This window comes from Providencia sp. wls1914 (assembly GCF_009706645.1).
Lineage (GTDB): Bacteria > Pseudomonadota > Gammaproteobacteria > Enterobacterales > Enterobacteriaceae > Providencia > Providencia zhijiangensis.
In genome coordinates this window covers 228,343-240,007 of record NZ_WLUN01000003.1, presented here as the reverse complement: position 1 = coordinate 240,007, position 11,665 = coordinate 228,343, and the positions used below count along the sequence as shown (strand labels likewise).

General features: G+C 44.3%; 7 protein-coding genes, 1 tRNA gene and 2 pseudogenes. 1 reads left to right on the top strand and 9 read right to left on the bottom strand.

Features of this window, described 5'->3' with window-relative positions; translation table 11 throughout:
• Positions 1-200: 200 nt before the first annotated feature.
• The 9 genes and pseudogenes from GKR74_RS01950 to glyQ form a co-directional block, all read right to left on the bottom strand.
• Positions 201-899: a HAMP domain-containing protein gene (locus GKR74_RS01950; protein WP_154602297.1), complete on the bottom strand. Its 699-nt coding sequence runs from the start codon at positions 897-899 to the stop codon at positions 201-203.
• A gap of 195 nt (positions 900-1,094) precedes the next feature.
• A complete protein-coding gene (gene dppF / locus GKR74_RS01945) occupies positions 1,095-2,105 on the bottom strand; it encodes a dipeptide ABC transporter ATP-binding subunit DppF (RefSeq protein ID WP_154602296.1) in 1,011 nt (336 codons plus the stop codon).
• Positions 2,069-3,082 (bottom strand): annotated as a pseudogene (dppD, locus tag GKR74_RS01940) (dipeptide ABC transporter ATP-binding protein). Before dppD ends, dppF begins: the two are co-directional and overlap by 37 nt.
• Positions 3,083-3,097: 15 nt before the next feature.
• A pseudogene (dppC, locus tag GKR74_RS01935) lies at positions 3,098-3,997 on the bottom strand (dipeptide ABC transporter permease DppC); the annotation flags it as partial.
• Between the two features lie 11 nt (positions 3,998-4,008).
• Entirely contained in the window at positions 4,009-5,028 is a 1,020-nt protein-coding gene (dppB, locus tag GKR74_RS01930) for a dipeptide ABC transporter permease DppB (RefSeq protein WP_036948611.1), read from the bottom strand.
• Positions 5,029-5,204: 176 nt separating this feature from the next.
• Positions 5,205-6,815: a dipeptide ABC transporter periplasmic-binding protein DppA gene (dppA, locus tag GKR74_RS01925; protein ID WP_154602294.1), complete on the bottom strand. Its 1,611-nt coding sequence runs from the start codon at positions 6,813-6,815 to the stop codon at positions 5,205-5,207.
• Between the two features lie 704 nt (positions 6,816-7,519).
• Positions 7,520-7,596, bottom strand: a tRNA-Pro gene (locus GKR74_RS01920).
• Positions 7,597-7,827: 231 nt separating this feature from the next.
• Complete coding sequence (glyS, locus tag GKR74_RS01915; RefSeq protein WP_154602293.1) at positions 7,828-9,897, bottom strand: glycine--tRNA ligase subunit beta; 2,070 nt, start codon at positions 9,895-9,897, stop codon at positions 7,828-7,830.
• Between the two features lie 9 nt (positions 9,898-9,906).
• The gene (glyQ, locus tag GKR74_RS01910) at positions 9,907-10,815 is read right to left on the bottom strand and encodes a glycine--tRNA ligase subunit alpha (protein ID WP_006659589.1); all 909 of its coding nucleotides are present in this window, start codon (positions 10,813-10,815) and stop codon (positions 9,907-9,909) included.
• Between the two features lie 200 nt (positions 10,816-11,015).
• Between glyQ and GKR74_RS01905 the strand changes: the two genes are divergently transcribed.
• Entirely contained in the window at positions 11,016-11,579 is a 564-nt protein-coding gene (locus GKR74_RS01905) for a DNA-3-methyladenine glycosylase I (protein ID WP_154602292.1), read from the top strand.
• The last annotated feature ends 86 nt before the right edge of the window (positions 11,580-11,665 follow it).

Genomic DNA, 11,665 nt, shown 5'->3' with positions numbered 1-11,665 from the left:
TTGAGATAATTGGGCGGCGCTCAATACGCTAAGTCGCTAAGTTGATCACTAAAATGCATGTTAAACATCACCATTTATCTGCTGATATTTCGCATTTTGGATACGACAGATAGTGAGTAAGTCGCCCGAATCTTGCTGCTAACAATATGATAGGTATGTGTAATGATATTAGACCACAAACCTTATAACATGTTCATGGCTTAATCTGAATTTTGTTGTTTTATTTGACGATTATAACCTTTCGCCAATAACCCTATCTCATCATCTTGATGATATTGAGAAACTTCCAAATGGTCGACGTGTTGATTTGCTTGCAACTCCCCCGCCATTTTACGCAGTGGGCGTACAATCATGCGGCTCACACACCACGTCATTGCAATAGAGATAATCAGCGCTAGCAGCAAATACGTTGTCGTTAACAACGCAAATGTGTTGAGTGCAAAACGATAAACCCGGTTAGAATCCACTTGTAACGTCAAATAACCTTGAGGTTTCGCTTGTGGCGCCATCGTGCCATAGGCATACAATGGGACAGTCATCTCCACCGGAATACCAATCAGCGGTAAAGACCATTCAGGGATCGGTTTCGGCGTGGCAAAGCTTAAATTCATTACCGTCGCATTATCCACCGTCACAATGGCTTTTCCCATAATCCCCGAGGTTTTCAGGCTCACAAGTAACCTTTTGGCTTCGTTTAAATCGGAGCTAAGTAGTGAATCCGTCAATGGTTTCTGGACTTGAACTACGGCATTGCTCAGTTGATTTAAATAATCTTGTTTGCGCTGTTCTAAGAGGTAAGTAAATTGAATGGACAAAAAAAGTGCAAGAAAAAGCAACGTAATCACAAAGAATACGACCATGCTCTTAAACGTGAGTGAACGTTGGACACGAGTGTTCATTTCCCACAACCTTCCTAATCAAGCTGCTTTTTAAAGAAAAAATCGGACAAACAGTATACTTGATTTTCCGTATAAAGGTGCAGCTTTAAAAAAGAAAGATCACTTATTTAGGATAAGCTCCAAATTAACCGCTAAAGTGAGTAAATACAGCATGAAGAAACGGCAGAAAGTCTGCTTTTCTGCCGTCTAACGTGATTAATTTGCGACTATTGCCTGCTTTTCGTCTTCATCAACGGCAAAACAAGCGACTAACTGCTCACGGTAGTTTTTCAATGCAGGCTGAGATTGCGTACATGGACCAAAAGCGCGTCGACAACGTGCTGCAAACGCACACCCTGGAGGTGGATTCATTGGGCTCGGTAATTCTCCCGTTAATTTAATGCGTTCACGGCGTTGGTCAGGGTTCAAGCGTGGCGTCGCAGAAAGTAGCGCTTGAGTGTATGGGTGCTGAGGATTGTTAAAAATCTGCTCTTTAGTCCCCTTTTCCACACAACGCCCCAAATACATCACCATCACTTCATCCGCGATATGCTCTACTACCGATAAATCGTGGGAAATGAACACATAGGAAAGCCCCAACTCTTGCTGTAAATCCATCATCAGGTTCAATACTTGAGCACGCACGGACACATCCAACGCCGATACTGGCTCATCCGCCACCACCACATCAGGGTCTAACATCAACCCACGAGCGATAGCGATACGTTGGCGTTGCCCACCGGAAAACATGTGTGGATAACGACTATAGTGCTCGGTTTTCAAACCCACTTTTGCCATCATTGATAACACTTTTTCTTTGCGCTGCTCTTTCGACAGAGAGGTGTTAATCAATAAAGGCTCTTCCAAAATTTGCCCGACTTTTTTACGTGGGTTCAACGAACCATACGGATTTTGAAAGACAATTTGGATTTTTTGACGACGAAGTTTCTCTGCTGCTTTATCAGCAATTAGCAAGTTTTGGTCACGATAATACAGCTCACCGGCAGATGGCTGCTCAATCATCGTTAACAGGCGCCCAAGTGTGGATTTCCCACAACCTGACTCCCCAACCACTGCCAGTGTTTTCCCTTTTTCTAATTCAAAAGAGACACCATCAAGCGCTTTGAGTGTTTTCTCCTTCGAGAAAACGCCGCCTTTCACAGAATAATATTTTTTTAAATCCACCGCTTTTAAGAGCGGCATTCCTTTGGCTTGTTGCTCACTCATAGCGTTGGTCTCCCCATATCATCCAGTGGCATGTGACATTTCACCTGACGGTCACCAATGGTTTGTAACGCAGGCTCTTCTTGGCGACAACGATCCGTTGCATACGGGCAACGCGGGTTGAGCAAGCACCCTTCAGGGCGGTCATATTTACCAGGTACAACACCCGGCAAGGAAGCTAAACGCGATTTGTTGCTAGCAAACTCAGGCAGTGCGCGCAGCAATGCTTGGGTATATGGGTGTCTTGGATGTTTAAAAATATCCTTCGCTTTCGCAGACTCGACCACTTGCCCAGCATACATCACGATAATATGGTGCGCGGCTTCCGACACTAACGCTAAGTCATGGGTAATCAGTACTAGCGCCATATTTTCTTGTTGTTGTAACTCAAGCAATAATTCGATGATTTGCGCCTGAATAGTCACATCGAGCGCGGTTGTTGGCTCATCGGCAATCAACAGTTTTGGACGACACGCAATCGCCATCGCAATCATAATTCGCTGACTCATCCCGCCAGATAACTGGTGTGGATAGACGTCAAGGCGCGACTGCGGATCAGGAATTCCCACCATGTTTAGCAGATCAATTGCCCGCTGTTTACGGGTGCTTCGATTGCCCCCTTGGTGAACTTTTAACGCTTCCATAATTTGATAACCGACTGTAAAGCACGGGTTCAAACTGGTCATCGGGTCTTGGAAAATCATGGCAACATCTGCGCCGACAATTTGACGACGCTCTTTTTCAGGGATGGACAATAAATCACGTCCATCAAACTGCAACGATTTCGCCATCACTTTACCGGGGTAATCAATTAACCCCATAATCGCCAGTGAACTAACTGATTTACCGGAACCTGATTCGCCTACGATCCCCACCACTTGCCCTTTCTCAACTTGGTAGCTGATGCGGTCAACGGCGCGAAACGGGGTCCCTTCGTCACCAAAGTGAACGGAGAGTTCTTCTACATTTAACAATGCCATTAGATTACCTCATCACTGCTTGAGTTTTGGATCAAAGGCGTCACGTAAACCATCACCCATCAGGTTAAACGCTAATACCGTTAATAAAATTGCTAATCCAGGGAACGTGACAACCCACCATGCGCTTTGTGCGAACTGCAACACATCAGACAACATAGTTCCCCATTCTGGAGTTGGTGGCTGCGCCCCCATTCCCAGAAAACCCAGTGCAGCCATATCTAAGATGGCATTCGAGAAGCCTAAAGAGGCCTGTACAATCAGTGGTGCCAGACAGTTAGGTAAAATATTAACGAACATTTGACGCAATGCCCCAGCTCCCGCCACTCTCGAAGCAGTCACATAGTCACGATTCACTTCCACCAGCACCGCGGCTCGCGTCAAACGAATATAGTGAGGTAATGCCACAAAAGTTAACGCTATCGAGGCATTGACAATCGAGGGACCGAAAATGGCCACCAAGACTAACGCTAACAGCAAGCTTGGCAGAGCCAACATAATGTCGACCAAACGCATAATGATCGCATCCACTACGCCGCCAAAATAACCCGCAATTACCCCAATCGTTACCCCCATAATCAGGGATAATACCACCACGAGGCAGCCCACTAATAACGAGAGCCTTGCTCCGTACATTAGGCGAGATAATAAATCGCGACCTACATCATCCGTGCCAAGAATAAATTCCCATGATCCGCCCTCTTCCCAAACTGGAGGAGTCAACAATGCCTGACGGAATTGCTCATCAGGCGCATGAGGCGCTAATACCCCCGCAAGGATTGCAATTAACACCATCAAAATGATGTAGAACATCCCCACGACCGCGCCTTTGTTGCGCTTAAAATAATGCCAAAATTCTTGTAATGGTGTCATCGGCTTCGGGGCGCTGACAGCTTTTGACTCAGTTGTTTGAGACATGTTTGCGCTCCTTATTTCTTATGACGAATACGTGGGTTAACAATGCCATACAGCACATCAACCACTAAGTTAACGAAGATAATCAACGTTGCGACAAGTAAGACGCCACCTTGAACTACTGGATAATCTCGACGTTGTAATCCTTCAATTAACCAACGACCTAACCCCGGCCATGAGAAAATGGTTTCCGTCAAAATGGCACCGGCGAGCATCACACCGACCTGCAGACCAATTACCGTGACAACCGGCAGTAATGCGTTACGCAGGGCGTGAATTAAAATCACGCGGGCACGGCTAACACCTTTAGCTCTCGCCGTACGAATATAGTCTTCCCCTAATACTTCCAGCATCGCCGAGCGGGTCATACGCACAATCACAGCCAGTGGAATAGTTCCGAGCACAATGGATGGCAAAATTAAATGCTCCACTGCATCTTTGAAGTCTCCCGCTTCCCCCCAAATTAGGGTATCAATCAGCATAAAGCCCGTGAGCGGATTCGAGTCATCAAGGAAAACGGTGTCGCTTACCCTTCCCGCAACGGGAGTGAGATCCCACTGAACAGAGACCAGCATGATCAACATGATCCCCCACCAGAAGATCGGCATAGAGTAGCCCGTTAATGAAACACCGATCGCCGTGTGATCGAAAATTGAACCACGCTTAACTGCCGCTAAAACCCCCACAGGGATACCAACAGAAACCGCAAAAATCATGGCGCAAGTGGCTAGTTCTACGGTGGCTAAAAAGCGAGGTAAAAATTCTTCCCAAACGCCGATTCGGCTTTTTAAGGAGATCCCTAAGTCTCCATGCATTATGCCGTTCAGATAATGGAGGTATTGTTTCCAAAGTGGCTGGTCGAGTCCTAATTCAGCCATTAAATAAGCGTGTCTTTCTGGGGATAATCCGCGTTCACCCGCCATAATCATGACAGGGTCGCCTGGGATCATGTGAACGAAAGCAAAAGTAAGTAGCGTGATACCGATAAAGGTGGGGATCACGAGCCCGAATCGTCGGAGGATAAATTGCAGCATATCCTGAGTCTCTTTAATAATGCCGTCGACGGCTCTTAGTCCGCTTGGCTGGTCAGAAAAACAACGTTTTCATCTGCTCACAAATAACTAAATTTATCTGCATCTTCTGAACGTCAGAGGAGAAAACGCCCTCCGCTGCAAAGAGGCAACGAAGGGCATTTACAGATTAAAAACAATTACTTATCAATGTCTACGTTTTCGAAGTGGTGTTTACCTAACGGATCAACCACGTAGCCTTTTACTTCTTTACGCACTGGCTCAAACACGGTGGAGTGAGCGACGATCAGCGCAGGCGCTTGTTCGTTCATTATCACTTGAGCTTGTTTGTACAGTTCGACACGTTTGTTGTGATCCGCAGTCATACGCGCAGGCTGGATCACATCTTCAAAGCTTTGATTACACCATTTAGAGTAGTTAGAACCCTGTTTTTTCGCTGCGCAGCTGAATAAGGTTGCGAAGAAGTTATCAGGGTCACCATTGTCCCCAGTCCAACCCATCATCACAGTTTGAGGTTCGCCGCTCTTAGCTCGTTTCAGGTATTCGCCCCACTCGTAGCTAACCACTTTCGATTTAACGCCGATTTTCGCCCAGTCAGCTTGGATCATTTCTGCCATTCGACGAGCATTCGGGTTATATGGACGTTGAACTGGCATTGCCCACAGGTCAATTTCAAAACCTTCTGGGAAGCCCGCTTCCGCCAGCAATTTCTTGGCTTTTTCTGGGTTATATTCGGTATCTTTAATCGCGTCGTTGTAACCCCACATAGTTGGTGGAATTAAGTTTTTCGCTTTTTGACCCGCACCTTGATAAACCGCTTGGATAATGGCGTCTTTGTTCACTGCCATCGACAGCGCTTGACGAACTTTTTGGTTATCCAGTGGTTTCTTCTCAACGTTGTAAGACAGGTAGCCTACGTTCAGACCAGGCTGCTCCAACAAGGTAATGTCTTTATCTGCTTTCATGCGCTCTAAGTCTGCCGGGTTAGGATACGGCATCACTTGGCACTCATTTTTTTGCAGTTTTGCATAACGTACTGACGCGTCAGGGGTGATAGAGAAGACTAAACGGTCAATCTTCGGTACTGTGCCCCAGTAATCTTTGTTCGCTTTGTACAGAATACGAGAATCTTTCTGATACTGTTGCAGTTCAAAAGGCCCTGTTCCGATTGGGTTTAGGTCAACTTTCTCTGGGGTTTTTGCCTTCATCATTTGATCAGCATATTCCGCTGATAAGATTGATGCGAAGTCCATTGCCATATCCGCTAAGAATGGCGCTTCTGGGCGTGTTAATGTGATACGGACGGTGTTGTCATCGACTTTTTCAACTTTGTCGATGATTTTATCCATGTCCATTCCCATAAAGTATTCATAGCTGCCGCCAGAAACTTTGTGGTATGGGTGGTTTGGATCTTTTTGGCGCATGAACGTGTAGATCACGTCATCCGCATTTAAATCGCGGCTTGGTTTGAAATCTTTATTGGAGTGCCACTTCACGCCTTTACGCAGGTGGAATGTGTACACTTTACCATCGTCACTGACTTCCCAGCTTTCTGCTAAGCCCGGCTCAATTTCAGTTGTACCCAGCTTAAATTCAACCAAACGGTTATACAGAGGAATTGAACTTGCATCATAAGTTGTTCCAGAGGTGAATAACTGCGGGTTAAACCCTTCAGGTGAACCTTCAGAACAATAAACCAGTGTTTTAGCCTGTACTGAGGCAGATACCGCTAAAGCAGCTAATGTTAAGCCTACCGCCAATAAACCTGTCTTTTTCATCGAGAGCGTCATTGGTAATGCTCCTGTGGTGTATGTTGTTTTATCGAATACTGAAATCCATCTTGGATAAGACAGATGCCGTATCTGTATTTTTTGTTATTCACTGTGCAATTAATCAACTGGAATACATTTCGTCAATAGCATTATTCACTGTAACAATTTCGCTTAAATAACATTTTTCGAATAATTTCGGTGTAAATATAGCCTTATATGTTACGAAAATGTTTATTTTCTAGCGATTATAACCACAGAAACATTACTGGATAGATTTTTATAAGGACGTTAATTATTTGTATATTTGTGATTAAGTGCTGAATTACTGAGCGGAAATAGTGGGCAATACAAAAAATTGCAACATAAAACGCTAAATAGAATTCACATGAAACTATTTGTTAGCTGATTGTTTTGCATGTTTTTTATACTAAAAAGAATTATTGGCGGATTTATATATCCTCTTACCATTTTCAGGGAATCACGGGGGAAAATACCAATCAGATTATGAAGGTTGGTTTTGATTAGCGGACTTGTTTCGATAGGTAGGCTGGTTTTGATAGGTAGACTGGTTTTGTTCTGAGCAACTTAGCTTAAAAGCAATGGAAAGCTTATTAATACGTAATATGTATTAAATGAGCATAATCGTCGTCACGAAAAGGAGTTGGAAAAATGAGGGAGATAGAAACGAAAAAACCCACCTCAATGAGGTGGGTTTTAGAATTTGGTCGGCGAGAGAGGATTCGAACCTCCGACCCACTGGTCCCAAACCAGTTGCGCTACCAAGCTGCGCTACTCGCCGAAAACGGTGTGAATAATACTGCCAAGAATGGGGATCGTCAACCCTATTTTTCGCTAAAACTGTTCGTATGCTGATAAAACCATCAAAATGGTATGGTTTCTTATTTTTACGTCTATTTTTGGATAAAAAATAAGCGCTAAAAATATTTTAGCGCTTATTTATCCCAATCATTGGGAAGGTCATATTTATACAATTATTTTCTAAATCAAAAATAACCGACTAAAAATCAACCTATTGAAGCAGTGAAATATCTGCTACTTTTAAGAATAGCTCGCGAAGCTGGCTTAACAGTGTTAAACGGTTATTCCGCACAGCAGGATCTTCATCCATCACCATGACGTTCGCAAAGAACTCATCAACCACTTCACGTAAAGAGGCTAACTCAACGAGTGCTTCTTGATAGTTACGCTCAGCAAACATTGGCTCAAGCTTGTCTTGCAGTACCACGACGTGAGTCGCTAACTTCACTTCTTCTGGCGTTTTCAGTACAGACGCTAACACGCTATCAGCGAGTTTCTCTTCTGACTTACTCAGAATGTTAGAAACACGTTTATTAGCAGCTGCCAGCGCTTGTGCTTCTTCTAAAGAACGGAAGTGAGTCACTGCTTTAACACGCGCATCGAAGTCAGCTGGCTGAGTTGGGCGACGTGCTAATACGGCTTGGATAGTGTCAATGCTGTAGCCTAGTTCTTGGTACCAAGAACGGAAGCGACCCAGCATGAACTCAACCACATCTTCCACGACATTTTTGTTAGTTAGTTTATCGCCATACAGACGCACAGCCTCTTGGGTCATTTCCACAAGGTCAAGCTGATAGCCTTTTTCGACGATAATACGTAACACACCTAATGCCGCACGGCGCAGAGCGAATGGGTCTTTATCCCCTTTCGGATGCTGACCGATACCAAAAATACCTGCGAGGGTATCCATTTTCTCTGCTAATGCTAATGCCGCAGAAACATCGGTAGATGGCAGTTCATCACCCGCGAAACGCGGTTGATACTGTTCTTTCAGCGCAAGAGCAACATCTTCTGACTCACCGTCATGGCGAGCATAGTGCATGCCCATGACACCTTGAGTGTCTGTGAATTCAAAGACCATGTTGGTCATTAAGTCACATTTAGCCAGTAAGCCTGCACGGGTTGCATGATTCACATCCGCACCAATCTTGCTAGCAATCCAACCCGCTAATGCTTCTAAACGATCAGTTTTATCACGCAGAGTACCTAACTGTTGCTGGAACAGAACAGTTTCTAAACGTGGTAAGTTGTCTTCTAAGCGTTGTTTACGGTCAGTTTTGAAGAAGAATTCCGCATCCGCTAAACGCGGGCGAACGACTTTTTCGTTACCGGAGATAATTTGCTGCGGATCTGAAGATTCAATATTCGCCACGAAGATAAAGTTCGGCATTAACTTGCCTGCATTATCATAAACAGGGAAATATTTTTGGTCTCCTTTCATGGTGTATACCAGTGCTTCAGCAGGAACTTCTAAGAATTTCTCTTCGAATTTTGCTGTTAATACTACTGGCCATTCAACCAAAGAAGCCACTTCTTCAACTAAGCTGTCGGTTAAGTCTGCTTTACCGCCCAACGCCTGAGCAGCTTTTTCTGCATCGGCAATAATTGTCGCTTTACGCTCAGCGTAATCTGCGATTACTTTACCGCGAGTGCGTAAAATTTCTGGGTATTGTTCCGCATTATCAATAGTAAATTCAGCTTCACCCATAAAACGGTGACCGCGAATAATACGATCGCTCTTAATACCAAGAATTTCACCCTTCACAACATCGCTACCCAGCAGTAATGTCACAGTATGTACAGGACGTACAAACTGAGTCTCTTTATCTGCCCAGCGCATTAATTTAGGAATAGGTAATTTCGCCAGTGAACGGCTAACCATATCAATCAATAATTCACTGACTGGCTGCCCTTTCATTTGTGCGCGATACAGTAACCATTCGCCTTTATCGGTAGTTAAGCGTTCTGCTTGGTCAACGGTGATCCCACAGCCACGCGCCCAACCTTCAGCTGCTTTTGTTGGTTTACCTTCAGCATCAAATGCTTGGGAAATTGCAGGGCCACGTTTTTCAACTTCGCGATCTGGCTGAGCCGCGGATAAGTTTTCCACTTTCAGCGCTAAACGACGAGGTGCAGCAAACCAGTTCACTGCACCATGAGCGATATCTGCACCCTCTAATTCCGCAGTAAAGTTAGCTGCGAATGATTCTGCAAGAGAACGAAGAGCCTTCGGCGGTAACTCTTCTGTACCGATTTCCACTAGGAAAGTCTGTTGAGTCATGACAGCCTCTTAGTTCTTATGACACATAGGGAAACCCAGCGCTTCACGAGAAGCATAATAAGCTTCTGCCACCCCTTTCGTCAGGGTACGGATGCGTAAAATATAGCGCTGGCGTTCTGTGACTGAAATTGCCTTACGGGCATCCAGTAAGTTAAAGGTATGAGCCGCTTTTAAAATACGCTCATAAGCCGGAAGTGGCAGAGGCGTTTCTAAAGCAAGCAGATATTGAGCTTCTTTCTCATACTCTTCGAAGCATTTGAATAAGAACTCAACATTGGCATGTTCAAAGTTATACGTGGATTGCTCAACTTCGTTTTGGTGATAAATATCGCCATACGTGGTTTTACCCAGCGGGCCATCACACCAAACCAGATCGTACACGCTATCAACGCCTTGAATATACATAGCAAGACGCTCAAGACCATAAGTGATTTCACCGGTAACAGGCTTACACTCCAAACCACCCACTTGCTGGAAGTAAGTGAACTGAGTCACTTCCATACCATTTAACCAAACTTCCCAGCCCAGACCCCAAGCACCCAGTGTTGGGTTTTCCCAGTTATCTTCCACGAAGCGGATATCATGGACAGTTGGGTCAATACCGAGTTCTTTTAATGAACCTAAGTACAACTCTTGGATATTGTCAGGCGAAGGCTTAATGATCACCTGAAATTGGTAATAGTGCTGTAGACGGTTCGGGTTTTCACCATAGCGACCATCAGTTGGTCGACGAGATGGCTGAACATAAGCTGCCGCGATAGGTTCTGGACCTAAAGCGCGCAAACACGTCATTGGGTGTGAAGTACCTGCGCCGACTTCCATGTCCAGTGGTTGAACAATGGTACAGCCTTGGCGCGCCCAGTAATCCTGTAATGTCAGGATAAGACCTTGAAAGGTTTTGGTATCAAACTTTTGCATGTTAGATCCGCACGCGATACGTGAAATTTAAGAAAGTGACCAGTATACCCTTTGACCGCCAGATATACAGCAATGAATACGCCTGTAACCATTCTAAAAAGAAAAAAAATTAATTTCATCTCTTTAAAACTGTATTTTTATACAGTATAAAGATTCTATTCTTGCCCACAAGCTGAACATTATTAGAAAAAGGATGAAAAATGGAAACTTCAGTTACTCGCTGTCATTGGGTCAATCAAGATCCCGAATATATTGCCTATCACGATAATGAATGGGGAAAACCCACCAAAGATAATCAAGAATTATTCGAAATGATCTGCCTAGAAGGTCAGCAAGCAGGGCTTTCTTGGTACACCATTTTGAAAAAGCGCCAAGGGTATCGAGAGCTGTTCCATCAGTTTGATCCCGAAAAGATTGCCATGATGGATGAAAAAGACGTAGAGCGGCTTATGCAAGACTCAAGGATCATTCGTAATCGATTAAAAATTAACGCGATTATTGCTAATGCTAAGGCCTATTTAGCCATGAAAAACGAAGGAATAGATTTTTCTACTTTCATTTGGGGCTTTGTAAACCACCAACCCATCGTCAATAAATGGACTGAATCCGCACAACTTCCTGCAGAAACAGAGCTTTCTAAGACGTTGTCTAAAACACTGAAAAAACATGGCTTCAAATTTGTAGGTTCGGTTACCTGCTACGCCTTTATGCAAGCCACTGGCATGGTTAATGACCACCTTGTAAATTGTTGCCAGTATCGATAAATCAAAATTTATCGATGGCAACTGAATATATAACAACATAAATAAACCAAGCTTAGTCAATAAGTTAATCTAAAAAACTAATTTGT

Coding starts and splice junctions, on each gene's coding strand:
- GKR74_RS01905 (WP_154602292.1), top strand. CDS start 11,016: ATGGAAACTTCAGTTACTCGCTGTCATTGGGTCAATCAAGATCCCGAA.
- GKR74_RS01950 (WP_154602297.1), bottom strand. CDS start 899: ATGAACACTCGTGTCCAACGTTCACTCACGTTTAAGAGCATGGTCGTA.
- dppB (WP_036948611.1), bottom strand. CDS start 5,028: ATGCTGCAATTTATCCTCCGACGATTCGGGCTCGTGATCCCCACCTTT.
- dppA (WP_154602294.1), bottom strand. CDS start 6,815: ATGACGCTCTCGATGAAAAAGACAGGTTTATTGGCGGTAGGCTTAACA.
- dppF (WP_154602296.1), bottom strand. CDS start 2,105: ATGAGTGAGCAACAAGCCAAAGGAATGCCGCTCTTAAAAGCGGTGGAT.
- glyS (WP_154602293.1), bottom strand. CDS start 9,897: ATGACTCAACAGACTTTCCTAGTGGAAATCGGTACAGAAGAGTTACCG.
- glyQ (WP_006659589.1), bottom strand. CDS start 10,815: ATGCAAAAGTTTGATACCAAAACCTTTCAAGGTCTTATCCTGACATTA.